The sequence below is a fragment of the Streptomyces sp. NPDC057617 genome, assembly GCF_042800555.1.
GTDB lineage: Bacteria > Actinomycetota > Actinomycetes > Streptomycetales > Streptomycetaceae > Streptomyces.
Genome location: NZ_JBHVGV010000008.1, coordinates 428014 through 443189, shown reverse-complemented (window position 1 = coordinate 443189; position 15176 = coordinate 428014). Strand labels below are relative to the sequence as shown.

Sequence of the window (15176 nt, the reverse complement as noted above, 5' to 3'; positions counted from 1 at the left end):
GCCGGCACGGCAAGAAACTCAGAGGAATCGGGGGAGCACGGGGTGAGCGCTGACACCGCCGTGGACCGGGCCGACGGAGCGGCGGACCGCGCACGCGAGCAACGCGGCTGGTATTTCTACGACTTCGCGTGCTCGGTCTACTCGACGAGCGTGCTCACGGTCTTTCTCGGCCCCTACCTGACCTCGGTGGCGAAGGCGGCGGCCGACGCGGACGGCTTTGTCCATCCACTGGGCATCCCGGTGCGCGCGGGCTCGGTCTTCGCGTACGCCGTGTCCGTCTCGGTGGTGGTGGCGGTGCTGGTGATGCCGCTGGCGGGCGCGGTGGCCGACCGTACGGGACGCAAGAAGCCGCTGCTGGCCGCGGCCGCGTATGTAGGCGCGACCGCCACGGCCTGCATGTTCTTCCTGGACGGCGACCGCTATCTGCTGGGCGCGCTGCTGCTGATCGTGGCGAACGCCTCGATCTCGGTGTCGATGGTGCTCTACAACGCGTATCTGCCACAGATAGCGGAGCCCGAGGAGCGCGACGCGGTCTCCTCGCGGGGCTGGGCCTTCGGCTACACCTCCGGGGCGCTGGTCCTCGTCCTCAATCTGGTGCTCTACACCGGCCACGATTCCTTCGGGCTCTCGGAGTCGGCGGCGGTAAGGATCTGTCTGGCCTCGGCCGGGGTCTGGTGGGGCGCGTTCACGATCGTGCCGCTGCGCAGGCTGCGCGACCGCAAGGTGGCGCGCGACGGTGCGGACGGTATCGGCGCGGGCGCGGTGGGCGCGGGCTGGCGTCAACTCGTGGCCACGCTGCGGGACATGCGGCGCCATCCGCTGACGCTCTCCTTCCTGCTCGCCTATCTCGTCTACAACGACGGCATCCAGACGGTGATCTCACAGGCCTCGATCTACGGTTCCGAGGAACTCGGCCTGGACCAGACGACACTGATCACCGCCGTGCTGCTGGTACAGGTGCTGGCGGTCGGGGGCGCGCTGGGCATGGGCCGGCTGGCCAGGTCGTACGGCGCCAAGCGGACGATCCTGTGGTCGCTGGCGGTCTGGACGCTGATCCTCACCGCCGGTTACTTCCTGCCCGCCGGGGCTCCGGTCGCGTTCTACGTACTGGCCTCGGCGATCGGTCTGGTCCTGGGCGGCAGCCAGGCGCTGTCCCGGTCGCTGTTCTCGCATCTCGTGCCGCACGGCAAGGAGGCCGAGTACTTCTCGGCGTACGAGATGAGCGACCGGGGGCTGAGCTGGCTGGGGCCGCTGGTGTTCGGTCTGGCATACCAGCTCACGGGCAGCTACCGGGACGCGATCATCTCGCTTGTGGTCTTCTTCGTGCTCGGCTTCGGACTGCTGGCGAGGGTCCCGGTCGGCCGGGCGATCGCGGCGGCGGGCAATCCCGTACCGGAGCGGATTTAGACGTTGAAGTGAAAGGGCGGTAGTGTACGCGTTTGGCCTGCCAGGCGGACCGTTACTGCGTAACCGGGAAGTAGATTGAAAGCGGAATCGCTGGGTGACATCTCCTGTTAGATGTGACAAACCGGGCGCTGGTGGGTACAACAAGGGCGGCACGACGGGCGACGCATGACCCGGAACGGGAATCTTTACCGCCGACCGGACGTTGACCGGATGACGACGACAGCGACACCTGTCCTGTGGGCGACAAGCCCGGGAGGCACGATTCATGAGTGAGCGAGCTCTCCGCGGCACGCGACTCGTGGTTACCAGCTACGAGACGGACCGCGGCATCGATCTGGCCCCGCGCCAGGCGGTGGAGTACGCATGCCAGAACGGCCATCGATTTGAGATGCCGTTCTCGGTAGAGGCGGAAATTCCGCCGGAGTGGGAGTGCAAGGCGTGCGGCGCCCAGGCACTCCTGGTGGACGGGGATGGTCCCGAAGAGAAGAAGGGCAAGCCTGCGCGTACGCACTGGGACATGCTCATGGAGCGGCGCACTCGTGAGGAGCTGGAGGAAGTGCTGGCCGAGAGGCTGGCCGTCCTGCGCTCCGGCGCCATGAACATCGCCGTGCATCCGCGGGACAGCCGGAAGTCCGCCTGACCGAGCAGCGAGACACAACAGCACAGAGCCGCGGGCTGCGTCACACCGAGTGTGTGTGCCGCAGCCCGCGGCTCGTTGTATGCCGCTCGTTGTATGCCGGGGGGTACGGGCTTCAGGGGGTCAGCGGCGGGCGTGGGCCGTCCTTCTCGTCGTCGGGGTGGCGCGGGCCGTGCTCGTCGTGCCGGATGACCTCGCCCTGCACCACCTTGCCGTCCGGCCGCCGCATCCGGGCCTGCTGGAAGGCGTCACCGAGGCTGCCGGGCGGGGCCGCCGTGGCCATGCGCCGCTCCAGCGAACGCTCCGCGTACCGGCCGAGGGCCGTCCGTACGGGCGGTACGAGCAGCAGCAGACCCGCCACGTCGGTGATCAGCCCCGGCAGCATGATCAGCAGGCCGCCCAGCATCAGAAAGCCATTGCCCGTGGTCCCGTTGGCGGGCTCCGGGACGAGGGGCTCCCCGGGGTGCTCCTGCTGCTGCTTCTGGGCCTTCTGCAGGGTCTCGGTGAGGTTGCGGAAGGCACGGCGGCCGGCCCGCTTGATCACCACCGAGCCGAGGACGACCGCGCCCACCAGCAGCAACAGAACGGTGAGCCCGCCCGCCGCGTCGGCCACGAGGATCAGCAGCCAGATCTCCAGCACCAGCCAGGCGGCGATGCCCAGCGGGAGGAGAGTGCGGGCACGGGAGCGCTTGGGAACGGTCCGGGACGGATGCGCGGTCGTCATGGTTCCAGTGTGCCTGGGCACGGGCCGGGATGGCGTATGGGGGCAGTCAGGAAGGCCGGTTCTGTCCGGCGGGCCCGCGGCCCAGCAGCCGGTTGGCGCGCGCCCCGACCCCCCACGCGGTGACCCGCCAGAGCGCCTCGACCACGATGTCGCGGCTCATCTTCGAGTCGCCCAGCTCGCGTTCGACGAAGGTGATCGGCACCTCGACCACATGGCAGCCCGCCTCGACCGCGCGCCGGGCCAGGTCGACCTGGAAGCAGTAGCCCTGCGAGGCGACGGCGTCGAGGCCGATCCGGTCCAGGGTCTCCTTGCGGAACGCCCGGTAGCCGCCGGTGACATCACGGATCGGCACCCCGAGCAGAACCCGCGAATAGGTGCTGCCGCCGCGCGAGAGCACCTTGCGGGTGGTGGGCCAGTTGACGACGCGTCCGCCGGGGACCCAGCGCGAGCCGAGGACGAGATCGGCGCCCTTCAGGGCGGTCAGCAGCCGGGGCAGTTCCTCGGGCTGGTGGGAGCCGTCGGCGTCCATCTCGACGAGTACGCCGTAGTCGCGTTCGATGCCCCAGCGGAATCCCGCCAGATAGGCGGCGCCGAGGCCTTCCTTGCCCCTGCGGTGCAGCACCCGGACCTTGGTGTCCTCGGCGGCCAGTACGTCGGCGATCTTGCCGGTGCCGTCGGGGCTGTTGTCGTCGGCGATGAGGATGTCGGCCTCCGGCACCGCGGCGCGGACCCGGGAGACGATCGACCTGATGTTCTCCGCCTCGTTGAAGGTCGGGATGATCACCAAGGCCGTGCCGAGCGGGCCGTACCGCCTCTGACCGCCGTCGTTCACTACTGCCCCTTAATTGCCGTACGCAGGGGCACCACCATAGCGAGCACGCGGAGGGCGGCGGCCCCGGGTGCTGGGTGTCGGGGCGGGCGGGGGCGATGTCCGGAGATGCCGTAGGGAACCCGGCGTCCTTCGGGCCGACCTGGAACCCGCTGGCTGCGGGTCGACCGAAAGCCGTTGTCTACTGAACGCCGGGGCCCCGCCCGGGTCGCACCCGCCGGCCGGCTGAAACCTTCCCTCGCCGCCGGACGCGGATGCTGGACCTGGCTCCCAGTGGTGGTGCGCCGGTGCGGCACACCTCCCCATGGCCCAGCGGCGTTCGACGACTGCGCGGAGCTTGCCGGACGGACGTCCTGTGGTGGACTCGGCCGAACCTACCCGCCGGTGGAGGCTTACTGTCAATAGCCGTTTGACCTGCGATTTCAGCCCGAATCACCAGGTCAGTGGGGAAGATCCGCAGGTCGCGACCGAGACCGGGAACATCGGTCGGCGGTACGAAATGTCCGCACGTCACTCGTTCGGTCGCACGAACACCGTCTGTCCGGCGACAACGGTCCGCAGACAGACCGGCAGCGGCCTGCCCGGAGTGAGATCCGGCAGGCCCGGAGTGCCCGAACGCGGGTCGGTCGACCAGCGGGCCACCCGGTCGTCCGGGGCCTGGACCACCAGCTCCTCGGTGCGCCAGACCGCGTAGTCGGCGGGGGCGCCGGGGACGAGCGTCCCGGCGTCGTCGCGGCCGACGGCGCGCCAGCCGCCGCGGGTGTGGGCGGTGAATCCGGCCCGTACGGAGATACGGTGCTCCGGCGTCCGGTGGAAGGCGGCGGCGCGGACCGTGCCCCAGGGGTCGAGCGGGGTGACCGGGCTGTCGGAGCCGAAGGCCAGGGGGACGCCGGCGCGCAGCAGGGCGGCGTACGGGTTGAGCGTACGGGCGCGGGCGGCGCCGAGCCGGCGTGCGTACATCCCCTCCTCGCCGCCCCAGGCCGCGTCGAAGGCGGGCTGGACGGAGGCGGTGAGGCCCAGTTCGGCGAAGGCGGCGATGGTGTCGGGGGTCAGCATCTCGGCGTGCTCGACGCGGTGCCTGGCGGCGCGGACCCGGGGCAGGCCCACGCGCTCGGCGGCGGCCCGTACCCCCTCGACGACCGTGGTGATCGCGGCGTCGCCGATGGCGTGGAAACCGGCCTGGAGCCCGGCCTCGGTGCAGACGGCGACATGGGCGGCGACCGCGGCGGCGTCGAGATGCGCGGTGCCGGTGTGGGGCGCGTCGTCGTACGGGTCGTGCAGCGCGGCGGTGTGGGAGCCGAGGGATCCGTCGACGAAGAGGTCCCCCGCGGCGCCCGCCGCGCCCAGCTCACGGACGCGCCGGGCGCCCTTCTCGTCGGTGACCGCCTCGGCCCAGTAGCCGTGGATCCGGGGGCCCGGCTCCTCGTCCGCGAGTCTCAGCAGCGCGGCGAAGTCGTCCTCGTCGGAGATGTCGGGGCCCGCGCACTCGTGGAGGGTGCCGATACCGAGCGCGGCGGCGCGCTCGCGCGCGGCACGCTGTGCCTCCGTGCGCTGGCGTGCGCTGACGGCGCCATGGGCGGCCGCCCGTACGGCGTGGTGCGCGGCGGCGGTCAGAGGGGCGTCCGGGTGGTAGCCGGTGAGGGAGGTGACACCGGGGACGAGGTCGAGCAGGGCGGTGGTCACGACGGCGGAGTGCACGTCGATACGCGGCAGATAGAGCGGCCGGCCGCCGGCGGCCTCGTCGAGTTCGGCACGGGAGGGCGGCCGCTGCTCGGGCCACCGCGCGGAGTCCCAGCCGTGGCCGAGCAGGATCCGGCTGTCGGGGTGGGCGGTGCGGTATGCCCGTACGAGCGAGAGCGCCTCGGCGAGGGTGCGGGCGGCGGAGAGATCGAGACCGGTGAGGGCGAGGCCGGTGGCGGTGGTGTGGACATGCGCGTCGGTGAACGCGGGGGTGACGAGCGCGCCTTCGAGATCGACGACCTCATCCGCACCGGCGACGAACGAGTCCGCGGCGCCTTCCGACCCGACCCAGGAGATGTGCCCGCCCTCGACGAGGAGGGCGGTGGCGAAGGGGTCGGCGGGGCTGTGGACTTCGCCGTTGCGGAGGAGGGTGGTGCGCGAGTTCATGCGACCAGTGTGGCGGGTCGTCGCCGGGCGGGGGCGCGGGGGTTCGGACCAGGCACCCGGCGCCGGGGCGGGCGGTTCCGTCCTCAATCGCCGGACGGGCTGGATTTCGCAGCCCGCGCGGGAACAAGCCCGTCCGGCGATTGAGGACCGGGGTCAGAACGACGGGGGGCGGGACTCGTAAGGCGTGGAGAGGACCACCGTCGTGCGGGTGGAGACTCCGGCCAGGGAGCGGATCCGGGTCAGGAGGTGTTCCAGCTCCAGCGGCGACGGGACCCGCACCTTGAGGATGTAGTTCTCGTCCCCCGCCACGCTGTGGCACGCCTCGATCTCCGGAATCCCCGCCAGCCTCTCCGCGATGTCGTCCGGCGCGCTCGGATCGAACGGTTTCACCGAGATGAACGCGGTGAGCGGCAGGCCGACCGCCACCGGGTCGACGACGGCCGCGTAACCGCGGATGACCCCGCGCTGCTCCAGTCTGCGCACGCGCTGATGTACGGCCGAGGTGGACAGGCCCGTGGCCTTGCCCAGGTCGGTGTAGCTCATGCGGCCGTCGTTGACGAGCAACTCCACGATCTGACGATCCAGCTCCTCCATACGGATCAACCTATTGCCCCAGGTCACCTCAGGCACAGTCGGCAACTCGGCCAAGAGGCGTCCGTAAGGGGCATGTGATGAAGACCACAGGTATATGACAGGGTCCATCGAGACCTTACGGTTACCTGGCTCGCGCGACGGGAATTCCTTGCTGTGGTCGAGACCACAAGTGCCTGGTCGGCCCACCCGAGGGGGAATGTCTCCATGCAGAGCCTGAAGCGCGCCGGACGTACGGAACCGGAGCCGGTCGATCTTGTCGACGCCGACGACATCGACTCCTATGACACCTTTGAGATGTACCGGGTCGTCTGCCCCGACTGTGCGCAGCCGATCGCGCTGCTGGCGGACGAGGACGTCCTGCCGGAACACGCGCTGTGCCCCACCCCGTGGAACCCGTTCGTGCTCGCAGTCTGCGCCGGTACGGGCCGTCCCGCGGCGGACGCCCGCCCCGCCGACGCGTCGTACGAGGTCCAGGAGCAGGACACCGCACTGCTGCTGACGCTTCCTCAGGGACTCAACTGGCGGACCCAGCCGTTCTCGCACGTCGGCGGTCCCGGCTCGCGCCCGTTCAAGGTTCCCACCCTGCGCCACGCCGCCTGAGGTGCCCCGGCACCGCCGCTGACGGTTCGTCAGAGGGCGGGCCGGGGACCGGTTCAGCGGGTTTCCGGGCCCGCGAGATGGCGGGCGATCACCATGCGCTGGATCTGGTTGGTGCCCTCGACGATCTGGAGCACCTTCGCCTCGCGCATATAGCGCTCCACCGGGAAGTCGGTGGTGTAGCCGTAGCCGCCGAGCACCTGCACGGCGTCGGTGGTGACCTGCATAGCGGTGTCCGTGCAGAACAGCTTGGCCATGGCGGCCTGTTGGGAGAACGGCAGACCCGCGTCGCGCAGCCGCGCCGCGGCGAGATAGAGCGCGCGGCCCGCCTCGATCCGGGTCGCCATGTCGGCGAGCAGGAAGCGCAGTCCCTGGAAGTCCGCGATGGGTCTGCCGAACTGCCGTCTGCCGGTGGCGTATTCGACGGCTTCGTCGAGCGCCGCCTGCGCGACGCCGATCGCGCAGGCGGCGATGCCGAGCCGGCCCGAGTCGAGCGCGGACAGGGCGATCGCGAAGCCCTGGCCCTCCTCGCCGATCCGCCGGCTGTCGGCCACCCGTACGCCGTCGAAGTGGAGTTGGGCAGTGGGCGAGCCCTTCATGCCCATCTTCTTCTCGGGCGCCGCCGCGTTCAGACCGGGCGCGTCGCCCGGTACGAGGAAGGCGGTGATGCCCCGCGCGCCCTCCTCGCCGGTGCGGGCCAGCACGGTGTAGAAGTCCGCGATACCGCCGTGGGTGATCCAGGCCTTGGTGCCGGTGATCACCCAGTCGTCGCCGTCCCGTACCGCCTTGGTACGGAGTGAGGCCGCGTCCGAGCCGGAGGCCGGCTCGGAGAGGCAGTAGGCCCCGAGCAGCCCGCCGCCCAGCATCGCGGGCAGGAACTCGGTCTGCTGGGTCTTGGTGCCGTAGCCGGCCAGGGAGTGACAGGCCAGGGAGTGCACACTGACGCCGAGGCCGACGGTGAGGCGGGCGGAGCCCAGTTCTTCGAGGACCTGGAGATAGACCTCGTACGGCTGGTCCCCGCCGCCATGGGCGGAGTCGTAGGGGAGGCCGAGCAGGCCGGAAGCCGAGAGCAGGGTGAAGAGCCCGCGCGGGAAGTGCCCCGCCGCCTCCTCCTCGGCCGCCCCGGGGGCGATCTCCCGCTCGATGATGTCGCGTACGAGGGCGATGAGGTCCTGGGACTCCTCGGTGGGCAGTTGCCGGTCCACCGGTCGCGGGGCGCGGTCGGGCATGGCGGCGCTCTCCTCCCTGTCGGGCGCTACGGCGGTCGCACGCGCGGGGTGTGAGCGGCGCCGCCGGCTGGTGTCCGGGGAGTGCCCCCGGACGGCGGTTCTGCCCAACCGATGCTGCCTTCCCGGATCACGGAAGCGGCTGACCAGCGGTTGTGGCGCGTCGAGTATGCCCGATCGGCGCCCCTCCGTCACGGGCAGGACAAGGTCCCTCCCGTACGACGGAAGATGGTCCGCACCATTGACCCCAGTGGTCTAGTCCTTCTAACGTTCGCTCTCAACGCGTTCATGTCACTTCGCGTTCATGTCACACCGTTCCCCCCACTCACTTCTTCCTCCCCCACGAGGAGATGCCATGCGCATGCTTCGCACTTCGCGCGCCCGTTTCCGGGCGCTGATCGCCGCCGCCTGTACGGCCGCGCTCGGCGTGACCCTGCTCTCCGGAGCGGGCAGCGCCTCGGCCGGTGAGACCGTCACCACCGTCTCCGCCGCCCCCAAGGCCGGCAGCAAGGTGGTCGGTTACTTCACCAACTGGGGTGTCTACGACCGCAATTACCATGTCAAGAACATCGAGACGTCCGGCTCGGCGGACAAACTCACCCACATCAACTACGCGTTCGGCAATGTGACCGGCGGAAAGTGCGTGATCGGCGACTCGTACGCCGACTACGAGAAGGCGTACACCGCCGACCAGAGTGTCGACGGCGTCGCCGACACCTGGGACCAGCCGCTGCGGGGCAACTTCAACCAGCTCCGCAAGCTCAAGGCCCGCCACCCCGGTCTCAAGGTCATCTGGTCCTTCGGCGGCTGGTCCTGGTCCGGCGGCTTCGGCGAGGCGGCCAGGAACCCGGCCGCGTTCGCCCAGTCCTGCCGCGCGCTGGTGGAGGACCCCCGGTGGGCCGATGTCTTCGACGGCATCGACATCGACTGGGAGTACCCCAACGCCTGCGGTCTGACCTGTGACACCAGTGGCCGCGACGCGTTCAGGAACCTCGCGGCCGCGCTGCGCGCCGAGTTCGGTCCGAGCAACCTGGTGACCGCGGCCATCACGGCCGACGGTTCGGACGGCGGGAAGATCGACGCCGCCGACTACGCGGGCGCCGCCCAGTACCTCGACTGGTACAACCCGATGACCTACGACTTCTTCGGTGCCTTCGCGGCGCAGGGCCCCACCGCCCCGCACTCCCCGCTCACCTCGTACCCCGGCATCCCGCAGGAGGGCTTCAACTCCGACGCGGCGATCAGCAAGCTCAAGGGCCTCGGCGTCCCGTCCGACAAGCTGCTGCTCGGTATCGGCTTCTACGGGCGCGGCTGGAGCGGAGTGACGCAGAAGGAGCCGGGCGGTACGGCGACGGGCGCGGCGCCCGGCAAGTACGAGGCCGGTATCGAGGACTACAAGATCCTCAAGAACTCCTGCCCGGCCAACGGCACGGTCGGCGGCACGGCGTACGCCTTCTGCGGCAACCAGTGGTGGAGCTACGACACGCCCGCGACGATCGCCGGGAAGATGGCCTACAAGAACCAGCAGAATCTGGGCGGCACGTTCTTCTGGGAGCTGAGCGGCGACACCACCAACGGTGAGCTGATCAAGTCCATCAGCTAGTACGCCTGCTGCATGTCATTCTCAGTCGCCGGACGGGCCCGTCGTCAGCCCGTCCGGCGACTGTCCCGTGTACGGGCGCCAGTTGAGGTCCGGCGGCGGCGCGGGGCAGTCCGGCGCGAACTCCTCGATCGTGTTGAGGGTGTGGCGCAGCATCCGTACCAGCAGATCGCGCGGGATCTCCAGGGTCAGTTCCTGGTGGCCCAGCCACTCCAGCGTGAGCCACTCGACACTGCTCAGCCAGCCCAGCAGCGCGAGCCGGGCGATCGCCGGGATGTCGCTCCTGCCGTAGGCGCCCTCGGCGAGGGTGGAGACCAGACCGGTCCGTACGGCGTCGCGGATGGCCTGTACCTGGGTGTCGAAGCCGACGCCGCCGGTGATGATGGTGCGGTACGCGGCCTCGTTCTGCTGCGCGAAGCGGAGGTACGCCTCGACCGTGCGCTGGATCCGTTCCGTACGCGGCAGTTCGGCTTGGCCCGCGGCGGCGAGGGTGACCAGTTCGGTGACGGAGTCCTCGACGATGGCGAGGTAATAGCCGCGCTTGTTCTTGAAGTAGTAGTAGATCAGGCCCTTGGCGACCCCGGCGTGCTGGGCGATGTCGTCCATCGAGAGCGCGTCGTACGAGGTGTTGGCGAACAGTTTCCGCCCGGTCGCGATGAGTTCGGAGCGCCGCACCTGGGATCGCTGTGAGGTGCCACGCTGTTGACTACGATTCACATTCGCGTCCTGGTCTCCGGCTGCCACGGGACTCCCGCAAGAGTTCCCGCAGTATTGCAGAGACAGTACACAGACCCGGTGAGCGGCCGCGCGGGCCCGGGAGGGCCTGACGGAATCCCCCCGGGCCCGGCCGCCGCACTCGATCAGAGCAGGCCCACGGCCCGCAGGGCGCGCCGCTGGGCCGCGGACGGAGTGGCGGGCCAGTAGACGTAACAGACACCGCCGGTGCCCGACGCGACATTGCCGGACGCGTTGTACCGCTTGGTGCGCAGCCAGATGTTCTCCCACTCCGCGCGCCGGTAGACCCGGCGTACGGCCGGATTGCTCGGCGAGGCGGGGTCGTTGGCGATCACATCGCCGTCGGCCGTGAAGCCGATCACGGTCATGAGATGGCCCGAGGTGCCGTAACCGGCGCCCGTCAGCTCCTCCTTGAGGAAGGACTGCGAGGTGATGACCGGAATGCCCGCGTGGATCAGGGTCTCCACCTCGGTGAGCGAGCCCAGCCGGGTCACCGCGGAGCTCATGTCCCGGTAGGTGGCGGCGTAGGCGGCGTTGAAGGGCCAGTTGCCGCAGCCCTCGTACTGGTAGTCATAGGTGAACCGGGCCGCGTGGCAGACCTGCGGATCGGCGAACTCCGGGTTCACCCAGGCCAGTTCCCCGGCGCTGGGCCTGCGCCCCCAGTACTCGATGATCATCTGTGAGGAGGTGGGGCTGCACCAGGCCTCGCCGCCGTTGTCGTACTCCGGGTACTGCCCGGCGTGGATGTTCTGCGAGTAGCGCGGCACGGTCAGCTCACGGGCGAGCCCCGGCACGGAGACGGGGACGGTGAACCGGTCGGGGATGTCCGAGGCCATCACGCCGACCCGGTGCACCACCGGGGTGAGCCCGCTGCCGGGCGTCCGGTAGAGGGTGAGCCGCAGCCGGTACGAGACGAGGCGCAGCCCGCTCGCCGGGTCGTCCACCGAGAAGGTGTCGGTCCAGATGGTGCTGCGCCCGTCGGTCTGGTCGTCGACGGAGGTGCGCCGGATGCCGTCGTCGCCGTCCCCGGCGGTCCAGCGGCCCATCACGTACCAGGGGGTGTCGGTGCCGTCGGAGTACCGGCCGCGCAGCTCGATCTGGAGCCAGGTGCCGGCCGGGGTGGCGGCGTTCCAGGAGGCGATCACCTCGGTGGCGGGGACCTTCGAGCGGTACGAGGGTGACGTCCAGGCCGCGTACTCCCAGGTGCTGGTCCTCCCGGTGTGCGGATCGAGATAGTCGGTACGGCCGGCCGGCGCGGCGATCGTCAGGGTCGGCCGGGCGCCCGGCACGGCCCGGGTGCCCGCGTGGCCGCCGGAGCGCCAGTCCTCGTACGAGGTCCAGAACGCGTTGTCCACGAGGGGCGTGGACCGGCCGGGCCCGGCCGGGGCGGCGGCTGCCGCCGGGACGGCGGAGACCGCTCCGGCGCCGGCTGCGGCGAGAGCGGCGGCGAGGACGGAGCGGCGCGAGGGGGAGCTGGTCACGGGACCTCCGGTCGGGGGCACAGAGATGTCGGGGGAGACACGGACGGGCGCGAGCGGGTACGCGATGGGGCCGGTAGTCGCCACTATCGCGGTTCGCGGCGGGCTTCGGCCAGCGATTCGTCCCGCGTCGTCGCACCAATATTGGTCTCCACCAGTGGCGTGACCTGGGACCTCGCCGCCCTCGCGGACGCAGACGGGACACGGTGGGCAGGGCGGGCCTCGTAGGGTGGGCGGAATGGACGACCTGACCGAAGCCGCCGCGGCCCTGCGCGCGCTGCCGCCCTCCTGCGGCCCCGTCCGGCTGATCGCGGTCGACGGGCACGCGGGCTCCGGCAAGAGCACCTTCGCGGCGCGGCTCGCGGCGGCGCTCGGCGGCGCGCCCGTCCTCCGTATAGACGACATGGCGTCGCACGCGGAGCTGTTCGCGTGGACGGAGCGGCTCGCGCGCCGGATCATCGAACCCCTCTCCCGGGGCGCGACGGCGCGCTACGAGGCGTACGACTGGACACTGCGGCGCTTCACCGAGCCGCGCGCCCTGCCCGTCGCCCCCGTCGTCCTGATCGAGGGCGTCGGAGCGGGCCGGCGGGCGCTGCGGCCGTATCTGGCCCGGCTGCTCTGGATGGACCGGGGCGCGGAGGAGTCGTGGGAGCGGGGGCGGCGGCGCGACGGACCCGGTCTGTCCGGTTTCTGGGACGGCTGGACAACGGCGGAGACTCGCCATTTCTCGGCCGACCCGTCCCGCCCGTTCGCGGACGCCCTGATACGGGAGGTGCGCGAGGGGTATGTGATGCTCCCGGGCCCCCGTTCGGGAGCGTTGCAGGATCAAATCATCACCGACGGTGATCAGTTTCGGCCTCCATACTGAGCAGTCGGAAATCGGTTGCGCACGAGTGCCCAACTCGGCTTGACCGAGGGGCGGGACAGGTCTTACGTTCTCAATGTGCGGCTTTTCGGAGCCGTCGCGGACGCGAAGCCCCCGATTGTTCCCCCGTGATCGGGGGCTTCGTTCTGCCCTCTTCGCCGGTTTTCCCCGGCCGCGCCACCTCTCCCGCTCACCCTGGGTCACCACTGTGACCTCTGTGTGGTGCCCTTAGTCGCACACCCTCTGCGCAGGTACGATGCCTTTCGGTGCGGTCAATTCCCGTCCGCCAGAGGGTGGTTCAGCACGCTGCCGACGGGCGCCCGCCCGGCGGGACAATCCGGGGGCACGGTTTGTTGTGGGGGAAGGCTGATGGAGAGCGGCAGCGGCATCGGCACACAGGGCGGCACCGGAGCCCCCGCCGACCTCGCCTGGGTGCGCGGAGTGGACGCGTACACGATGGGGGCGTACCCCCAGGCCGAGGAGGAGTTCAGGGCCGCGGTACGGCTCGATCCCGGGATGGCCGACGGCTGGCTCGGGCTGCACGCGCTGCGCGTCGACACCACCCCCGCCCTGCTGCACATGTACCGCCACCGCGACCGCTTCGGTGAGCAGCGCGCCCGCCACCGCCGTACCCTCAACTCCTGGTACTGGCTGGGCTGGTGGGTGCAGCCGGTGCTGGAGAGCGGGCGTGATCTGCTGCTCGCGCACGCCTCGCACTGGCTGGACGGCCGGCATGTGCCGGAGCTGGACCGGGCACTGGCGGGGCTGCCGCCGGTCGACGCCGACCCGCAGGTCCGCTTCCTGCACGCCTGCCGCGCGTATCTGGTCAAGGACTGGGACCAGCTCGTACGGCACACCGAGCCGCTGGTCAACGATCCGCTGCTGGGTATCGAGGCCGGGCTCTTCGGCGGGATGGCCCGGGTCAGACTGGAGATGTACGGGCAGGCCCTGCCGCTGCTGTCCACGGCGCTGATGCGCTGCCGCAGCGAGCAGCCCCAGCGCAAGGAGCTGCGGTACTGGCTGGCGCGCGCCCATGAGGGCACCGGGCGCAGCGCCGCCGCGTTACCGCTGTACCGGGCCGTGCACCGGCTCGATCCCGCGTTCATGGACACCGCCGCCCGGCTGGCCGCGATCACCGACTCCGACTCGGACGGCTACGAGGGGCCGGACGACCCGGCGGGGCTGGCCTCGGTGGCGCTGGCGGGCCTCGGCCAGGACACGGCGGACGCGATGGACACGCAGCAGGGCGAGAGCGAGGGGCCGCTGGGCTCCGACGTACTGCTCGGCCGGGAGAGCCAGCCGCAGATGGGCGGCGGGGGCACGGTGCCGGCGCGTGACGACGTACGGGAGAAGGTGCCGCCACCACCCGCGCAGCCGGCCCAGCCCCGGTTCCCGGAGGGCCCGACCGATCCGGCGCTGCTGGCCGAGGCACTGGCCGAGCTGGAGCGGATGGTCGGTCTGGAACCGGTGAAGCGCCAGGTCAAGGCCATCTCCGCGCAGCTCAACATGGCCCGGCTGCGGGCCGGCGAAGGGCTGCCCGTACAGCCGCCGAAACGTCACTTTGTTTTCTCGGGCCCCTCCGGCACCGGCAAGACCACCGTCGCGCGCATCCTCGGGCGGATCTTCTATGCCCTCGGGCTGCTGGGCGGCGATCATCTCGTGGAGGCCCAGCGTGCCGATCTGGTGGGCGAGTTCCTGGGGCAGACCGCGGTCAAGGCGAACGAGCTGATCGACTCCGCGATCGGCGGGGTGCTCTTCGTCGACGAGGCGTACAGCCTGTCCAACTCCGGCTACACCAAGGGCGATGCGTACGGCGACGAGGCGCTCCAGGTGCTGCTCAAGCGCGCCGAGGACAACCGGGACCATCTCGTGGTCATCCTGGCCGGCTACCCGGAGGGCATGGACCGGCTGCTCGCCACCAATCCCGGTCTGTCCTCCCGCTTCACCAGCCGGGTCGACTTCCCCAGCTACCGGCCGCTGGAGCTGACCGCGATCGGCGGGGTGCTGGCCGCGGAGAACGGCGACGTCTGGGACGAGGAGTCCGCGGACGAACTGCTGTCGATCAGCGGCCATGTCGTCGACCAGGGATGGATCGACGAGCTGGGCAACGGCCGCTTCGTACGGACCCTGTACGAGAAGAGCTGCGCGTACCGCGATCTGCGGCTGTCCGGCTACAGCGGTACGCCCACCCGCGACGATCTGGCGACACTGCGGCTGCCGGATCTGATGCAGGCGTACGGCGAGGTGCTCTCGGGGCGCGGCCCGGCGACGCGGGGATCGCAGGAACCTCCGGCCTCCTGAAGGTCTCCGCGCGTCACATCGGCCGCTGCCGACGCGACGACCCGTGCCGCCCGCCC

Annotated in this window: 13 protein-coding genes; 6 read left to right on the top strand and 7 right to left on the bottom strand. The window is 70.7% G+C overall.

What is annotated here, in order from left to right; all coding sequences use genetic code 11:
- The first annotated feature begins 42 nt into the window (after positions 1-42).
- Positions 43-1407, top strand: coding sequence for an MFS transporter (locus tag ACFU9P_RS22205; RefSeq protein WP_384083438.1), 1365 nt, complete (start codon positions 43-45; stop codon positions 1405-1407).
- Between the two features lie 265 nt (positions 1408-1672).
- Positions 1673-2047 carry an RNA polymerase-binding protein RbpA gene (locus ACFU9P_RS22200; protein WP_003959706.1) on the top strand — a complete coding sequence of 125 codons (375 nt, stop codon included), beginning with the start codon at positions 1673-1675 and terminating at the stop codon, positions 2045-2047.
- Positions 2048-2159: 112 nt separating this feature from the next.
- Here ACFU9P_RS22200 and fxsA read toward each other — a convergent pair whose 3' ends face one another.
- The 4 genes from fxsA to ACFU9P_RS22180 form a co-directional block, all read right to left on the bottom strand.
- Entirely contained in the window at positions 2160-2768 is a 609-nt protein-coding gene (fxsA, locus tag ACFU9P_RS22195) for an FxsA family membrane protein (protein WP_384083435.1), read from the bottom strand.
- 46 nt (positions 2769-2814) lie between these two features.
- Entirely contained in the window at positions 2815-3600 is a 786-nt protein-coding gene (locus ACFU9P_RS22190) for a polyprenol monophosphomannose synthase (protein WP_376385258.1), read from the bottom strand.
- 507 nt (positions 3601-4107) lie between these two features.
- The gene (locus tag ACFU9P_RS22185; RefSeq protein WP_384083432.1) at positions 4108-5724 is read right to left on the bottom strand and encodes an amidohydrolase; all 1617 of its coding nucleotides are present in this window, start codon (positions 5722-5724) and stop codon (positions 4108-4110) included.
- Positions 5725-5877: 153 nt separating this feature from the next.
- A complete protein-coding gene (locus ACFU9P_RS22180) occupies positions 5878-6318 on the bottom strand; it encodes an Lrp/AsnC family transcriptional regulator (protein WP_376385252.1) in 441 nt (146 codons plus the stop codon).
- 204 nt (positions 6319-6522) lie between these two features.
- Here ACFU9P_RS22180 and ACFU9P_RS22175 point away from each other — a divergent pair, with 204 nt between their 5' ends.
- On the top strand, positions 6523-6918 hold the full coding sequence (locus ACFU9P_RS22175) for a hypothetical protein (RefSeq protein WP_384083430.1): 396 nt from the start codon (positions 6523-6525) through the stop codon (positions 6916-6918).
- 53 nt (positions 6919-6971) lie between these two features.
- On the opposite strand, the gene ACFU9P_RS22170 is transcribed toward ACFU9P_RS22175, so the two are convergent.
- Positions 6972-8144, bottom strand: a complete 1173-nt coding sequence (locus ACFU9P_RS22170) for an acyl-CoA dehydrogenase family protein (protein WP_384083427.1) — start codon at positions 8142-8144, stop codon at positions 6972-6974.
- Between the two features lie 352 nt (positions 8145-8496).
- Between ACFU9P_RS22170 and ACFU9P_RS22165 the strand changes: the two genes are divergently transcribed.
- Positions 8497-9744, top strand: coding sequence for a glycoside hydrolase family 18 protein (locus tag ACFU9P_RS22165; protein WP_384083424.1), 1248 nt, complete (start codon positions 8497-8499; stop codon positions 9742-9744).
- 21 nt (positions 9745-9765) lie between these two features.
- Here the strand turns inward: ACFU9P_RS22165 and ACFU9P_RS22160 are convergent, their stop codons facing one another.
- Together ACFU9P_RS22160 and ACFU9P_RS22155 are read right to left on the bottom strand one after the other, a co-directional pair.
- A complete protein-coding gene (locus tag ACFU9P_RS22160) occupies positions 9766-10458 on the bottom strand; it encodes a TetR/AcrR family transcriptional regulator (protein WP_376385241.1) in 693 nt (230 codons plus the stop codon).
- A gap of 143 nt (positions 10459-10601) precedes the next feature.
- Complete coding sequence (locus ACFU9P_RS22155) at positions 10602-11957, bottom strand: peptidase C39 family protein (RefSeq protein ID WP_384083421.1); 1356 nt, start codon at positions 11955-11957, stop codon at positions 10602-10604.
- Positions 11958-12192: 235 nt separating this feature from the next.
- Here ACFU9P_RS22155 and ACFU9P_RS22150 point away from each other — a divergent pair, with 235 nt between their 5' ends.
- Entirely contained in the window at positions 12193-12822 is a 630-nt protein-coding gene (locus ACFU9P_RS22150; protein ID WP_384083418.1) for a uridine kinase, read from the top strand.
- A 366-nt stretch (positions 12823-13188) separates the two neighbouring features.
- The gene (locus tag ACFU9P_RS22145; protein ID WP_384083415.1) at positions 13189-15120 is read left to right on the top strand and encodes an AAA family ATPase; all 1932 of its coding nucleotides are present in this window, start codon (positions 13189-13191) and stop codon (positions 15118-15120) included.
- Positions 15121-15176: the final 56 nt, after the last annotated feature.